The sequence below is a fragment of the Flavobacterium beibuense genome (genome assembly GCF_004151245.1).
GTDB lineage: Bacteria > Bacteroidota > Bacteroidia > Flavobacteriales > Flavobacteriaceae > Flavobacterium > Flavobacterium beibuense_A.
Genome location: NZ_JUIW01000006.1, coordinates 175192 through 190660, shown reverse-complemented (window position 1 = coordinate 190660; position 15469 = coordinate 175192). Strand labels below are relative to the sequence as shown.

Below are 15469 nucleotides of genomic sequence, written 5' to 3'. Positions count from 1 at the left end.
CTATGTCATCACACCACATTGTAAGGGACGACCAGGAACCGGCTTTAATTATTGCTAACGGCGCTGCCTGCTCAAGAGAGTTAACAGATCAGCTGCTGGAATGGTCACCACTTGTAATTGTACTGGATAATGCTATAGAACGCGTTATGGAACTTGGCATTAAGATAGATGTGCTTTTAGGTGATTTTGACGGCGATTTTGATTCCGAAAAATACAAAGACCTACAGTATCCGCTTGAGGTTGTTTACAGTCCGGATCAGGAAAAGACAGATCTTGAAAAAGCCTTTGATTACCTTATTGAACGTAAAATACCCGCGGTAAATGTAATTTGGGCTACCGGTAAACGTGCCGACCATACCATTACCAATATTACCAATATAGTGCGCTACCGCAACCTAATTAAAATAGTGATACTGGACGACCATTCTAAAATTTTCCTGTTACCACAAAAGTTTGAGAAATGGTACCCTGCCAGTACCCCTGTTTCATTAATTCCTATAGGCAAAGTATCGGGTATAAGCACACAAAACCTAAAGTACCCTCTTAATGATGAGGAACTGACTATTGGTTACCGCACAGGCAGCAGCAATACTACCGTAAACGATGGTATTGTAACCATAGTGCATAAGGAAGGTGACCTCCTTATGATGGAATGTTTTGATTGATTTACATATAGGTCGGTTATACGCTAATTCGTTGATTTGATTACTTCAAACCGAATAACCATATAAACAAATAACCAAAAATCTATTTCACTATCTTTGTGGAAAGCAAGGAAAAAGAAATGAAATTTAAGGTAGTATCAGACTATAAGCCGATGGGTGATCAGCCCGAAGCAATAAAACAACTCAGTAACGGATTAAAATCGGGGGAACGTTTTCAAACTCTGTTAGGGGTTACCGGTTCGGGTAAGACCTTTACCATGGCAAACGTTGTGGAAGAGGTACAAAAACCTACCCTTGTACTGGCACATAACAAAACACTGGCAGCACAGCTGTACAGCGAATTCAAGCAGTTTTTTCCTAACAATGCGGTTGAATACTTTGTGTCTTACTACGACTACTACCAGCCCGAAGCTTATATACCCGTAACGGGAACATATATAGAAAAAGACCTTTCCATAAACGAGGAGCTGGAAAAAATGCGTTTAAGCACCACATCTTCCCTACTTTCGGGAAGGCGCGACGTACTTGTGGTTGCATCGGTTTCCTGCCTGTATGGTATAGGTAACCCTGTTGAGTTTCAAAAGAACGTAATCTCTATAGAGCGCGATCAGGTTATATCGAGAACCAAACTTTTACACAGGCTGGTACAGAGCCTTTACTCCCGTACCGAAGCCGAATTTACCCCGGGTACTTTCCGTATTAAGGGGGATACGGTAGAGATTTTCCCCAGTTATGCTGATGATCCTTTCCGAGTGCATTTCTTTGGGGATGAGATTGAGGAAATTGAAGCCTTTGATGCCAAAACAGCACTTGTAATAGAAAAATACGACCGCCTTAATATTTATCCTGCCAATATGTTTGTAACCTCTCCCGATGTGCTACAGGGTGCTATATGGGAAATACAGCAGGATTTGGTAAAACAGGTAGATTACTTTAAGGAAATAGGCAAGCACCTCGAAGCTAAACGCCTTGAGGAGCGTACCAATTTTGACCTTGAAATGATTCGTGAACTTGGTTACTGTTCAGGTATCGAGAACTACTCGCGCTATCTTGACCGAAGGTTACCGGGTACAAGGCCTTTCTGCCTTCTGGATTATTTCCCTGATGATTTTCTTATGGTGATTGACGAAAGCCACGTAACGGTTTCTCAGGTACACGCTATGTATGGTGGTGACCGTTCACGTAAGGAAAACCTTGTGGAATACGGCTTTAGGCTGCCTGCGGCTATGGATAACCGTCCGCTCAAATTTGAGGAGTTCGAAGCGCTGCAAAACCAGGTAGTATATGTAAGTGCCACCCCTGCCGATTATGAGCTTCAAAAAAGCGGCGGTGTGTATGTAGAACAGGTTATACGCCCTACCGGGCTATTAGACCCTATAATTGAAGTACGCCCAAGCCTTAACCAGATAGACGACCTTATAGAAGAGATACAACAGCGTGTAGAGGCCGACGAACGCGTATTGGTTACTACCCTGACCAAGCGTATGGCCGAAGAACTTGCCAAGTACCTAACCAAAGTATCCATTCGCTGCCGTTATATCCACTCGGAAGTCGATACATTGGAGCGTGTGGAGATCATGCAGGATTTACGTAAAGGATTGTTTGATGTGCTTATTGGGGTTAACCTTTTAAGGGAAGGGCTTGACCTGCCGGAAGTATCGCTTGTGGCTATACTGGATGCCGATAAGGAAGGGTTTTTAAGAAGTACGCGCTCGCTGGTACAAACTGTGGGTCGTGCTGCCCGTAACGTAAACGGTAAGGCAATTATGTATGCCGATAAGATAACCGACAGTATGCAGCGTACCATAGACGAAACCAACTACCGCCGTGAAAAGCAAATGAACTTTAATACGGCACACGGACTGGAACCTAAAGCGCTTAATAAGAAAATTGAAAGTTCGCTTACCAAAAGCCCTATCTCGTCGTACCATTATGACAACGCACCTAAAATGGCTGCCGAACCCGATACCACTTATATGGCCAAGGGCGAAATTGAAAAGATTATACGTGAAAAACGTAAGGCTATGGAAAAAGCCGCTAAAGATCTTGACTTTATGCAGGCTGCCAAGCTAAGGGATGAAATTAAGGTGTTGCAGGAGAAGATTTAAATTACAGTTATGAAAGAACTTATAATCCTAGTTCCTAAATATTTATTTTTTGAGGACACAATAGAATTCATAAACTCTTTTAAAGATTTAAGAAACAGTAAAAAATATATATTTGATTTTAAAAATCTAATTAGAATTGATTCCATTTCTTTACTTTTATTGAGTAGTGAAATCCATTTATTTAAAAAAGCTAATTCTGAAAGTGAATTTATTGCGAAAAACTTTACTCATTGTACTTATCCTGCACATATGGGATTCTTTCAGTCTTTTGGTTTAAATCATGGAAAGTTTCCAGGTGAAGCAAAAAACAACAATAGATATATCCCTATTAGAATCTACAAAACTAATGATATAAAGCAGGTTGCCAGAGATATGTTTGTTAATCCTGGCGAAATATTAGAAGATTTTGCAGCAGAAATTAGTAATGTTTTGACTCAAGGAAAAGATGAAAATCTTTTTGAAATTTTAAAATATTGTGTTCGAGAAATCTTAAGAAATATAGTTGAACATAGTGAGTCCGATAAATTTGGATTCTGTGCACAATATCTACCCTCTCTTAATAAAGTATCTTTTGCGGTTTTAGATAGAGGAATAGGGATTAGAAAATCTATTTCTAATAACCCTAAATTAAACATTTCTACAGATTTGGAGGCAATACAACAAAGTCTATTACCTGGTGTGTCTGGAAAAGTTTATGCTGGTCAAAAACGTAAACCAAAAGGTGAATGGGCAAATTCTGGATATGGATTATTTATGACGAGTAATATATGTTTAAATGGAGGCAGCTTTTTTATAGCTAGTGGAAATAATGGAATATTTAAATCTGAAAAAGAAGACAAGATAATTAATATAAAAATTGATGGTACTGCACTCAATTTGACCATCAATCTTAATCAAAAAAATGATTTAAATGAGGTTTTAAAAAACTTGAGAGATAATGTGTCTAGTAAAGTTAATATCACAGCTTCAAAATCAAGCATGAATAAACACACCAGAAGTCTTCATAATAAAGAAATAAATTAAACAAATACGCCTTCTAAAGGAATTATCAATTTGAACAGCCGAAAAAATTCCTATATTTATGTGTTGTAACACAGGATGAGGATGAAAAAACTTTACAGCTTACTCTTTGCGCTAATTATCTTCACATTATCGCAGAATATTTATGCCCAAAAAGATAGCATTGCAAAAGCAACTGATTCTGTTAATGCGGTTACTCTTGAAGCATACAACATTAAGCTGGCTCAAATCGAGCAGCAGCGGTTAAAAGACTCTGTTAAGAAGTCTGAACTGGAACAGCAGCTGCAATCTCTTAAAACTACCGACAACCTTAAGAAAGAAGAACTCCAAAAAGAACTGGAAGAGCTTGAAAACCGTGAAGCGACCAGGCTTGCTGCTAAAAGGGAACAGATAGACAAACTGCGTTCTAAAATAAAAGGCAGCCCGGTTAGGGGCTTTTTTAACGATACCCTGTTCAATATTTACAGTAAGTTGGGCAGCTTCTCCGCTGCCGAAAGGGCTCAAGCCATAACAAGGCGCATAGAAGAACTTGGCGACAACATACTGTTTGAACCGGATTCGCTTAAAACTTCAAACAACGAAACAACAGCTGATTTAGTTTACCACGACAGGATAATTGTAAGTGTATCTGAAAATGATGCCATATGGAACAACACCTCAAAAGAGCTGCTTGCAAAAGCATATCAGAAGATTATTACCGATGAGATTACTGCCTATAAAAATGAAACCAGTTTTAAGACTCTCGCTAAAGAAGTTGCCCTTGCTCTACTGGTTATAGGTTTACTGGTACTCTTGATATACCTTTCAGGAAAATTATTCAGCTGGACTGCTGAGAAAATAAAACAGCAGAAAGATAAAAGGATACACGGTATTAAAATAAAATCCTACGAGCTTTTTGATGCCGACAGACAGGTTAACCTTTTGCTATTGGTAAACAAACTTATCAAGTGGCTGTTTATCCTGTTGCTTATTTACATAGCCCTACCGGTATTGTTTGGTATTTTCCCGTGGACACAAAACTTTGCCGAAACGCTGTTTGGTTATATACTAAGTCCGGTTAAAAAAGTTGCTTTCGGCTTGTGGGGCTACCTCCCTAACCTTATTACAATTATTGTACTGATAATCATATTCAGGTATATCCTTAAATTTGCGCGATTCCTTAAAAATGAGATTGCAAGAGGCAACCTGCATATAGATGGCTTTTACCCCGACTGGGCCAACCCTACTTACCAGATTGTTCGTGTACTTATACTCGCATTCTTACTGATAGTTATTTTCCCTTACTTACCGGGAAGCGACTCTGCCGTATTTAAAGGTGTATCGGTTTTCTTAGGATTTCTTTTCACTTTCGGGTCTATGGGATCGCTTTCTAATATCATTGCCGGAATTGTACTTACTTATATGCGTCTGTTCAAGATTAACGACCGTGTAAAAATTGGTGATGTAGTGGGCGATGTTATAGAGAAATCGCTACTGGTAACACGTATACGTACCACTAAAAATGAAATTATATCCATACCTAATTCTACGGTAATGAGCAGCCATACCATTAATTACAGTAGTGATACTGTTAGTAAAGGACTTATACTGCATACAACCGTAACCATTGGGTATGATGTACCTTGGAAAGACATACAACAGGCACTTATTGAAGCTGCCGACAGGACGGAATTCCTGCTTAAAGACCCTAAGCCTTTTGTACTACAAACCAGCCTTGAGGACTTTTATGTTGCCTACCAGATTAATGCCTACACCAAGGAAGCCAACAAACAGGCAGGTATATACAGCGAACTTCATAAAAACATACAGGATTGCTGTAATGAAATGGGAATAGAAATATTATCACCTCATTACAGGGCCGCACGCGACGGTAATATGACCACTATTCCGGAAAATTACCTCGATAAGGACTATAAAGCGCCTTCATTTAATGTAAAAATGGATAAAGACAACAACGAAACTAAAGCATAATAACCATGTGGGAAGAAATTAAAGAGTTGCTTAATGAAACGCTTATAACCATTGGCAAAACCCAGCTAAAGGTAAGCTCAATTATTACACTTATCCTGTTTTGGGTAGTGGTAACCTTTATTTTAAAAATAATTAAGAAGAGTATATATGGCATACACAGTTTTGATCAGGCTAAAAAGTACTCCATTTTTACATTGGTTAAATACATACTGCTGGTAATTGCTGTAGTATTATCAATGGAAATAGTAGGCTTTAACCTTTCGGTACTGCTGGCCGGATCCGCTGCCTTGTTAGTCGGTTTGGGTTTAGGTATCCAAAACCTGTTTAGCGACTATATATCAGGTATTGTTATTTTGGTTGATGCATCAGTAAAAATGGGAGATGTTATAGAAGTCAACAACATTGTAGGAACAGTAGAGGAAATAAGATTAAGAACCACCACAGTACTTACCCGTGACGATAAGTATATTATTATACCTAACTCAGACCTTACCCGTAACGAACTTATTAACTGGACACATAACGCCTTAGCTTCCCGTTTTGAGGTAACTGTTGGTGTAGATTATTCATCGGATGTGGAACTGGTAACAAATTTATTAAAAGAGGCTGCTGCCGAAGAGCCGGGAGTATTGCAAAAACCTGCTCCGTTTGTACGTTTCAATAATTTTGGAGAGTCATCATTGGACTTCTCGGTTTACTTTTGGGTAGAAGACGTATTTAGGGTAGAAAATGCCAAAAGCCAGATGCGTTACCGCATTTTAGATAAATTCAGGAAGAATGGTGTTTCTATACCATTCCCGCAAAGGGTGCTGCATACAGCAACAGGGAATTAGTTATGCTGTGCCCTGAAAAGCGCCAGCAAAACATCAGGATCAATAAGCCCGGTTGGAGATTTCTGCATTTCCTGCAGCACGCTTCTCATGGCAAAAGGGCTAAGCCCCATATTAACTCCCATTTCGCGAATTGCAACCTGCTCATTATCATGCAATACCCCATCGGCATGCATTAAAAGGGCTAATCGATAAAACTGAAGTATACGCTGGTGTTCCGATTTAATTACGACCTTTTTGGCCTCATGTTCAAAAAGGCTTTCAAAAACACTCTTTTCAACCTTAAGCTGAGAAGCTACTATAACCAGAAACTGGTATTCGCGCTCGTGTATCTGCCCGTCTATTCTTGCAAACGCAATCATTTCTGACAATAAGCTTAATTTTTCTTCGTAAGTGCTCATGAAAGTGGTATTTTTAGCTAATATATTGTTTTTACTGCAAAACTTTTAATTATGGTTCGCAATTTTTTGTTAATCGCCCTATCTTTATGGTATATGACAGCTAAATCTCAAGACCATACTTTTTCACAAAACGTATCATCATTTACTATCAATGCACCACAGCTTATCGGTGAAAGAAAAATATGGATATATCTCCCTTTTAATTATAAGGAAGCCGATAAAAAGTTTCCCGTAATATACATGCACGACGGTCAAAACCTGTTTGACAGTTTTACGTCCTTTGCAGGAGAATGGCGCATTGATGAAGTACTGGACAGCCTAAAAGCCGAATCTATAGTAATAGGAATAGAAAACGGAGGCGATAAACGTATTAATGAGCTTACCCCCTACACAAACGAAAAATACGGCGGAGGTGATGGTGATAAATATCTTGACTTTTTGGTAAACACCCTTAAGCCTTATGTAGATAAAAACTACCATACACTTACTGACAGAAGCAATACAACTATTTTTGGCAGTTCTCTGGGTGGGTTAATATCCTTTTATGCTATACTTAAGTATCCAAAAGTATTTGGTAAGGCAGGAGTATTCTCCCCTTCGTTTTGGTTTAGCGAAGATATGTATGATCTTGTACATAATACCGAGACTATAGATGCCAGGATATACTTTATGGCAGGCGACCATGAAAGCAGCGAAACCATTACCGATTTAGAGCGAATGGAAGAACTGGTAAAACACAAGATAAAAGACAAAAAACAGTTCCGTAAAAAAATTGTACATAACGGAAGACACAATGAAACGCTTTGGACTAACGAGTTTGAAGATGCTTATTTATGGCTTACTGCTAATGATTGAGGCTAAAAAGATTGTTATATCAACACATTGCCATACCTTTGCAAAAAATAAGATATGAATAATAACGACGTATTTAAAAAATTAAGGGTAGCACTTCAACTTCGTGATGACCAGATTGTAGAGATTATGGAACTGGTAGATTTTAGGGTATCTAAAGCTGAATTGGGAGCTTTTTTCCGAAATGCCGACCATCCTAACTATATGGATTGTGGTGACCAGGTGCTTCGCAATTTTTTAAACGGACTTATTATTCATCTTCGCGGTACTAAGGAAGAGCCTAAAAATCCACAGGAAGTACTGGCTAAAAACAAAACTGCAGTAAAGAATAACAAAAAAAGTTTCTCTGCTGTTAAACAGGATAAACCTAAAACTGACAGGCCTAAGAGCAATAAACCTAAAACTGCTAAAGCAGACGATAAAAAGCCCGCTAAGAACTTTAAGGCTAAAAAACCGGCTCCTGTTGTTGAGAAGTTTAAGTTTAAGTCAGGCAAGAAATCAGACTCTTAAATAAGACTTATATTTCAGTTAAGAATTCCGTAATTATTTTCTTTCATTTTATCAATCCCGTAAAAGTTTAATAAATATATGTTAAGTAACATTATATTAAACCTTTAAGCGGATATCGTTTTGTAAATTTGGATGAATCGCCTGCATGGCAGGACTTTACTTCCATCAGGCAAAACGCCAGCTATATAATGAAAATAATTACTGTATCTTACAGGTTGCCTGTATCTATCAAAAGGCAAAAGGAGAATGTAAAAATTACACAAAGTGCCGGAGGGCTTGCTACAGCTATACTTTCTTATTCTGAAAAGAGCAAAAAAAACCTTACCTGGGTAGGTGTAGCCGATTTTGACAAGGAGCTTTGGGACAACAATAAAAACAATTACGAGAGTAACTTTGATATTGAACCCGTTTATCTTGAAAAAAGACTAAACAGGAATTTCTATAATATATTCAGTAATTCGGTATTGTGGTCATTGTTTCACTATTTCCCTTCTTATATAGAATATAATCATGAAGGGTTTGAGGCTTATAAGGCAGCAAATGAAATTGTCGCCGAAAAGGTAAACAGTATTTATGAACCCGGAGATATTGTTTGGATACACGATTATCATTTTATGGGGCTGGCCAAAATAATAAGGGAGAAACATCCTGATGCAAAAATTGGCTACTTCCTTCATATACCTTTTCCAAATTTTGAAATCTTTAGGGTGCTGCCAAATAAAGTAAGGCGCTATTTGCTTGAAGGTGTATTGGGTAGTAATTTAGTAGGATTCCATACCTGGGACAATGCCATTCACTTTACAGAGTGTGTCGAGAAAATGCTGGGGCATTCGCATAAAAACTTCATCTTTAGCCAGGATACACACCGCACAAGAGTGGGTTCCTTCCCTATCAGTATCGATTTTGACAAGTTTAATAATGCTTATGACAAACCTGAGGTAATAAAACTGCGGGAGGAGATTAAGCACTTATATGAAGACAAAAAAATAATCTTCTCGGTAGACAGGCTTGACTATACAAAAGGAATAACCAACAGGCTTAATGCCTTTGAAAACTTTTTAATAAACTATCCCCAATGGAGAGAAAAGGTTGTTTTTCTGCTGGTGATTGTACCTTCCCGTGAGGAGATTAGGAAATATGGGGAACGTAAAAAAATGATTGAACTCAATATAGCCCGTATAAACGGTACCTTGGGTAATTATAAATGGTCGCCTGTGGTATATCAGTACCAGTCGGTAGATTTTGATAAATTAATAGCATTATATACCAGTGCCGATGCAGCACTTATATCTCCTGTAAGGGACGGTATGAACCTTGTAGCAAAAGAATACATAGCTGCCCGTAAAGATTTAAGAGGAGCCCTTATATTAAGTGTAATGGCAGGGGCAGCAAAAGAACTTCAGGAATCGCTTACTATTAACCCCTTTGATGACGAACAGATTGCCCTTAAGCTTAACTACGCCCTTACAATGAGCGAGGAAGAACAGGAACGACGTATAGAAAGAATGCAGCGCTACCTTAAAAAGCATGATGTTTTTAGATGGGCTACCGATTTTCTTAACGAGACTGAGGAAATACACAGTAGGGATACAAAACCTGTAGCCCTGGCTGATAAAACAAAAGAAACAGTTCTTGAAAAATTTGATAAGGCCAAAAAGAGGCTTATTCTTCTGGATTTTGACGGTACTCTTGTAAACCTTCAGCCAAAGCCGGAAATGGCCGTACCCGATGACAAACTTATAAAACTGCTAAACACACTGGCAAGCGATGAGAAAAATGACGTATGGATAATTAGCGGCAGAAATCACGAATTTTTAGAAGAGTGGTTAGGCGAACTCCCTATTGGTCTTGTTGCAGAACATGGCGGATATATAAAACGTGATAAATGGGAATCGGTAATAAACGGTACTCCGGAATGGAAAGGTCGTGTTATAGAAATAATGCATGATTATGTAGATACTAATGCCGAAAGTTTTGTGGAAATAAAAGAATTTGGTGTGGCCTGGCATTACAGGAATGTAGAACAAAGACAGGGTTTCCTTGCTTCTAGGGAATTGTTATCGTTACTTAAAAACCAGTTGTATAACATGCCTACACAAATTATAGACGGTAATAAGGTTATAGAAGTAAAACACTTTTTGGCACACAAAGGTACCACCTGTAAGAACAATATCCTAAATCCTGATTATGACTTTGTTCTTTCTTTTGGCGATGATAAGACAGATGAAGATTTATTTGAAATGCTTACCGGCACCAATGAACATACTGTTAAGGTAGGCCCGGGTAATACTGCTGCTAAATACAGGGTACAATCGGTGGAGGAAGTATTAAGTTTTTTAGGAGAACTTACACATTGTAATGTAATGAAATAAATATAAAAACATATCTTTTTAATCCCGGCTATACGTCGGGATTTTTTATATTTGGTATACCCATCTTTAATAATAATTAATACCAGTTTAATGAAAAAACAGTTTTTCCTTTTTCTGTTTGTTCTTACGGCAACTATCAGTAAGGCACAAACGGAGTATGTAACCCAAACAAACATCCAGTATTATGATCAGGCAACTAATAAGTCAGACTCCTATATAAATGAGCGTTGTGTATTGGACATCTATTACCCTAAAAACACCAAAAACTTTGCTACCATTGTATGGTTTCACGGTGGCGGAATTACACAGGGAAGCAAAGAAATTCCCGAATACCTTAAAAACAAAGGCTTTTGTGTTGTAGGTGTTAACTACAGGCTTAGCCCTAACGTAAAGGCACCTGCTTATATAGAAGATAGTGCAGCTGCAGTAGCCTGGGTGTTTAATAACATCAGTAAATATGGCGGCGATACCTCATCTATATTTCTTTCAGGGCATTCTGCCGGAGGATATCTTATCAGTATGGTAGGGCTTGATAAAAAATACCTTGCCAAACATAATATAGATGCTAACAATATTGCGGGGCTTATACCTTTTAGCGGGCAGTGTATTACTCATTTTACCATAAGACAGGAAAAAGGTATTAAAGATACCCAGCCAATAGTAGACGAATATGCCCCTTTATTTCATGTAAGGGCCGATGCTCCTCCCCTTTTGCTAATTACAGGAGACAGGGAAATGGAAATGTTAGGCCGTTATGAAGAAAACGCTTATTTGGAACGTATGATGAAAATTGCAGGGCATAAAGATACCCGACTGTATGAACTGGAAGGTTACGGCCATAACATGACCGAGCCTGCCTTCCCTCTATTGGTTAAAGAAGTAAAAAGGATTATGGAACTTAAAAAGAAGAAATAATCACATCATTACATACAAAACTAAAAAGCCCTCGCAACAGCGAGGGCTTTTTATATATAACCTATTTTATTTTTATTAGCTTAAAGCAGCTTTAACCTGATCTGCAGCTTCCTGGAACAGAGTAGCAGAAAGGATTGGCATACCTGAGTTATCGATAAGTTCTTTAGCGATATCTGCATTAGTACCCTGTAAACGTACAATGATAGGCACTTTAATAGAGTCACCCATGTTTTTGTAAGCATCTACAACACCCTGAGCAACACGGTCACAACGAACGATACCTCCAAAGATGTTGATAAGGATAGCTTTTACGTTTGGATCACGAAGGATAATACGGAAAGCAGTTTCAACACGCTTAGCATCTGCAGTACCACCTACGTCAAGGAAGTTAGCCGGCTCAAAACCTGCATACTTAATAAGGTCCATAGTAGCCATTGCAAGACCTGCACCATTTACCATACAACCTACTGTACCGTCAAGATCCACATAATTAAGACCTACTTCTTTAGCCTCAACCTCAATTGGGTTCTCTTCACGAACGTCACGCATATCTGCATATTTCTTTTGTCTGTAAAGAGCGTTGTCATCAAGAACAACTTTAGCATCTACTGCTAAGATTTTATCGTCAGAAGTTTTTAATACAGGGTTAATTTCAAATAGTGAAGAATCGCTTTGTACATAAGCAGTATAAAGAGAGTCAACAAATTTCACCATTTCTTTAAAAGCATTACCAGACAGGCCAAGGTTAAATGCAATCCTTCTTGCCTGGAAGCCCTGTAAACCTACTGCAGGATCAATTTCTTCAGTAAAGATAAGGTGAGGAGTTTTTTCTGCAACCTCTTCGATATCCATACCTCCTTCAGTAGAATACATAATCATGTTACGGCCTTTACCTCTGTTTAATAAAACAGACATATAGAACTCAGAAACTTCACTTTCACCAGGGTAGTAAACATCCTCAGCGATAAGTACTTTGTGAACTTTTTTACCTGTTGGAGGAGTTTGAGGCGTTATAAGATCCATACCTATAATCTGTCCTGCAATCTCTTCAACCTGCTGAAGGTTTTTTGCAAGCTTAACACCACCACCTTTACCGCGGCCACCTGCGTGTATCTGTGCTTTTACCACATACCACTGTGTACCGGTCTCGGCAGTTAATTCTTTAGCGGCAGCAACAGCCTCCACAGCATTGTTAGCAACAATACCGCGCTGTACACGTACGCCGTGACTTGCCAGTATTTCTTTTCCCTGATATTCGTGTAAATTCATAATTAATGCATTTATCTTATTAAAAGTGGAACAAAAATAGAAAATTCAATCCAATGACCGAAAGTATTTTTAATTTTTTCTCCTACTCATACTACAGCCTTACGCAACCGTTTTCAGGTTTAAGCATCTTACTGTAAAAACCATAACTATGAAAACTTTAAAATTAATGCTTTTATTACTGTACATCCCTGTTGCCTTTAGCTGCAATAATGATGACGACAACAACCAGCCTTCAAATCAGGAGTTTGAAGGGACATGGAAACTTATAAATGTAAGTGGTGGATTTGGCGGAGTTGACCACGACTTTGAAGAAGGTATTATTACATGGACATTTAATTCGCAAAACGAAACAATTGTTGTTGTAAATAATAACCCTGCCGATGTTTACGACGGACTTGGCACAGGCGAATACACTTACGATTTTGTTCCTAATGACATAACTACTATCTGTGCAGAATCATTTGAAGCACAGGGGCCGGGTGATGCAGAAACAACATCTAATTTTGGGTGTATGGCCATAACAGGCAACGACATGACACTTTCCATGGCTGAAGCCGATGGTTTCTTACTTACATTTAAAAAGAATTAATTTGAGCGGTTAACATAAATCGTATTACATTTTAATTGTTACCCAGTTCCGGGCAAAACCTAAGGCCGTTATTTCGTCACTGCAGCCAAAGGAATAGCCCGGTTTTTTGTTTTCCTGAGTTATTTAAATCGATGTAGCTGTAAATATAAGTTACATTTATAACTTTTTGTTATATTTTGTTAATATACTTTATTTAATTGTCTGGTATATAATTCATAAATAATTTTGTACCCGAAACAAGTATATCTATAAAAAGAATGGAAGCAAAAGAATTATTAAGATTAGCCGAAGAGTTTGGAAGCCCTTTATATGTGTATGATGCGGCTAAAATACAATCACAATACTACCGCCTTGAAAATGCTTTTTCAAAGGTAAAAAATTTAAGAATAAACTACGCTTGTAAGGCGCTGTCAAACATATCAATACTAAAACTGCTTAAACAAATGGGCTCCGGCCTGGATACCGTTTCCATACAGGAAGTGCAACTCGGTATATTGGCCGGCTTTACGCCCGAAAGCATCATCTATACACCAAACGGTGTATCTATGGAAGAAATTGAAGAAGTAGCGGCACTTGGCGTACAAATTAATATAGACAATCTTTCAATACTGGAACAGTTTGGTGCAAAGCATCCTACTACCCCTGTATGTATCCGCATAAATCCACATGTTATGGCGGGCGGCAATAGTAATATTTCCGTGGGGCATATAGACAGCAAATTCGGTATTTCTATCCATCAGATGCCACATTTGTTGCGAATAGTGGAAAATACCGGAATGCACATCAACGGTATCCATATGCATACTGGGTCGGACATACTGGATATCGAAGTGTTCCTTTATGCTGCCGAGATATTATTTAAGGCCGCCCTAAATTTTAAAGAGCTGGAGTTTGTTGACTTTGGAAGCGGATTTAAAGTACCTTATAAAAAAGATGACATCCAGACCAATGTTGAGGAACTGGGTAAAAAACTAAGCAAAAGATTTAATGCTTTTTGCGAAGAATATGGGCGCGACCTTACCCTTGCTTTTGAGCCGGGTAAATTCCTTGTAAGCGAGGCAGGTTATTTTCTTGCAAAAGTAAATGTGGTTAAACAAACCACATCTACCGTATTTGCAGGTATAGACACTGGTTTTAACCACCTTATACGCCCTATGTTCTATGGCTCTCACCATCATATAGAAAACATCAGCAATCCTAAAGGAAAAGACCGTTTCTACTCGGTTGTAGGATACATTTGCGAGACTGATACTTTTGCCAGCAACAGAAAAATTGCTGAAATAAACGAGGGAGATATACTGTGTTTCAGAAACTCGGGAGCTTACTGTTTCTCTATGGCATCAAACTACAACTCAAGGGTACGCCCGGCAGAAGTACTTTGGTTCCAGGGTAAAGGACATTTAATAAGACAAAGAGAAACCTTTGAAGATATTATCCGTAACCAGGTTGTTATGGATTTTAAAGACGAACCTATTACGGTTTAGTTAGGTTATATATACTTGTTATTGTTTCAGGGCCGGAGCTGTATAGCTCCGGCTTTCCTGTTTATTTAACATGACTGTTTAACCTATTATGATATATTTGCAAAATGCACTGCACATTTAAAAACAGCATTTTTATTAAGTATATATGGGGATTTATGTCCTTATACATACTAAACTGCTGTATAGATGTACCCGGTGCCGCTAATACTCACGAAGACCTTACCATAAACAAACAGGAGAGCTTACTGGAACTTATTATAGAAAAACTACTGGGTTTTGATAATGCTGTTGCAGAATATGACGATACCGATACCGATTCCAACTCGGTAAAAAAGATAAGCCTTGATTTTTTTATGAGTCAGCCTTGTGCAGTATCAAAAAAACAAAACCACATTTTTATAAAAAGGGAAAATCTTACTGCCAAAGAGCAGGACATACAAACTCCCTTTTTTGAAATAACCTCCCCCCCTCCGGAAGTTTAGT

14 protein-coding genes are annotated in these 15469 nt (G+C 38.3%); 12 read left to right on the top strand and 2 right to left on the bottom strand.

The window, feature by feature from the left end; genetic code table 11:
* Positions 1-2: 2 nt before the first annotated feature.
* The 5 genes from NU09_RS09840 to NU09_RS09820 all read left to right on the top strand — a co-directional run bounded on the left by NU09_RS09840 (position 3) and on the right by NU09_RS09820 (position 6597).
* Positions 3-665 carry a thiamine diphosphokinase gene (locus tag NU09_RS09840; RefSeq protein WP_129751112.1) on the top strand — a complete coding sequence of 221 codons (663 nt, stop codon included), beginning with the start codon at positions 3-5 and terminating at the stop codon, positions 663-665.
* A gap of 119 nt (positions 666-784) precedes the next feature.
* A complete protein-coding gene (gene uvrB, locus NU09_RS09835) occupies positions 785-2773 on the top strand; it encodes an excinuclease ABC subunit UvrB (protein WP_129751111.1) in 1989 nt (662 codons plus the stop codon).
* Between the two features lie 9 nt (positions 2774-2782).
* Positions 2783-3796: a hypothetical protein gene (locus tag NU09_RS09830; protein WP_129751110.1), complete on the top strand. Its 1014-nt coding sequence runs from the start codon at positions 2783-2785 to the stop codon at positions 3794-3796.
* A gap of 81 nt (positions 3797-3877) precedes the next feature.
* Positions 3878-5764, top strand: coding sequence for a mechanosensitive ion channel family protein (locus NU09_RS09825; RefSeq protein ID WP_129751109.1), 1887 nt, complete (start codon positions 3878-3880; stop codon positions 5762-5764).
* Between the two features lie 5 nt (positions 5765-5769).
* Positions 5770-6597: a mechanosensitive ion channel family protein gene (locus NU09_RS09820; RefSeq protein WP_129751108.1), complete on the top strand. Its 828-nt coding sequence runs from the start codon at positions 5770-5772 to the stop codon at positions 6595-6597.
* Here NU09_RS09820 and NU09_RS09815 read toward each other — a convergent pair.
* Positions 6594-6995, bottom strand: a complete 402-nt coding sequence (locus NU09_RS09815; protein WP_129751107.1) for an excinuclease ABC subunit B — start codon at positions 6993-6995, stop codon at positions 6594-6596. The genes NU09_RS09820 and NU09_RS09815 overlap by 4 nt on opposite strands.
* 93 nt (positions 6996-7088) lie before the next feature.
* On the opposite strand from NU09_RS09815, the gene NU09_RS09810 reads away from it, so the two are divergent.
* The 4 genes from NU09_RS09810 to NU09_RS09795 all read left to right on the top strand — a co-directional run bounded on the left by NU09_RS09810 (position 7089) and on the right by NU09_RS09795 (position 11644).
* Positions 7089-7850 carry an alpha/beta hydrolase gene (locus NU09_RS09810; RefSeq protein WP_242501850.1) on the top strand — a complete coding sequence of 254 codons (762 nt, stop codon included), beginning with the start codon at positions 7089-7091 and terminating at the stop codon, positions 7848-7850.
* A gap of 54 nt (positions 7851-7904) precedes the next feature.
* On the top strand, positions 7905-8357 hold the full coding sequence (locus tag NU09_RS09805; protein ID WP_129751105.1) for a DUF1456 family protein: 453 nt from the start codon (positions 7905-7907) through the stop codon (positions 8355-8357).
* A gap of 188 nt (positions 8358-8545) precedes the next feature.
* The gene (locus tag NU09_RS09800) at positions 8546-10729 is read left to right on the top strand and encodes a bifunctional alpha,alpha-trehalose-phosphate synthase (UDP-forming)/trehalose-phosphatase (protein ID WP_129751104.1); all 2184 of its coding nucleotides are present in this window, start codon (positions 8546-8548) and stop codon (positions 10727-10729) included.
* A 90-nt stretch (positions 10730-10819) separates the two neighbouring features.
* Positions 10820-11644 carry an alpha/beta hydrolase gene (locus tag NU09_RS09795; RefSeq protein ID WP_129751103.1) on the top strand — a complete coding sequence of 275 codons (825 nt, stop codon included), beginning with the start codon at positions 10820-10822 and terminating at the stop codon, positions 11642-11644.
* Between the two features lie 75 nt (positions 11645-11719).
* Here NU09_RS09795 and sucC read toward each other — a convergent pair whose 3' ends face one another.
* Positions 11720-12913: an ADP-forming succinate--CoA ligase subunit beta gene (gene sucC, locus NU09_RS09790; protein WP_129751102.1), complete on the bottom strand. Its 1194-nt coding sequence runs from the start codon at positions 12911-12913 to the stop codon at positions 11720-11722.
* 148 nt (positions 12914-13061) lie between these two features.
* Here sucC and NU09_RS09785 point away from each other — a divergent pair, with 148 nt between their 5' ends.
* The 3 genes from NU09_RS09785 to NU09_RS09775 all read left to right on the top strand — a co-directional run bounded on the left by NU09_RS09785 (position 13062) and on the right by NU09_RS09775 (position 15468).
* Positions 13062-13502 (top strand): hypothetical protein, encoded by a 441-nt coding sequence (locus NU09_RS09785; protein WP_129751101.1) that lies wholly within the window; start codon positions 13062-13064, stop codon positions 13500-13502.
* Positions 13503-13759: 257 nt separating this feature from the next.
* Positions 13760-14986 (top strand): diaminopimelate decarboxylase, encoded by a 1227-nt coding sequence (gene lysA / locus NU09_RS09780; RefSeq protein ID WP_129751100.1) that lies wholly within the window; start codon positions 13760-13762, stop codon positions 14984-14986.
* A gap of 155 nt (positions 14987-15141) precedes the next feature.
* Positions 15142-15468 carry a hypothetical protein gene (locus NU09_RS09775; RefSeq protein ID WP_129751099.1) on the top strand — a complete coding sequence of 109 codons (327 nt, stop codon included), beginning with the start codon at positions 15142-15144 and terminating at the stop codon, positions 15466-15468.
* The last annotated feature ends 1 nt before the right edge of the window (position 15469 follow it).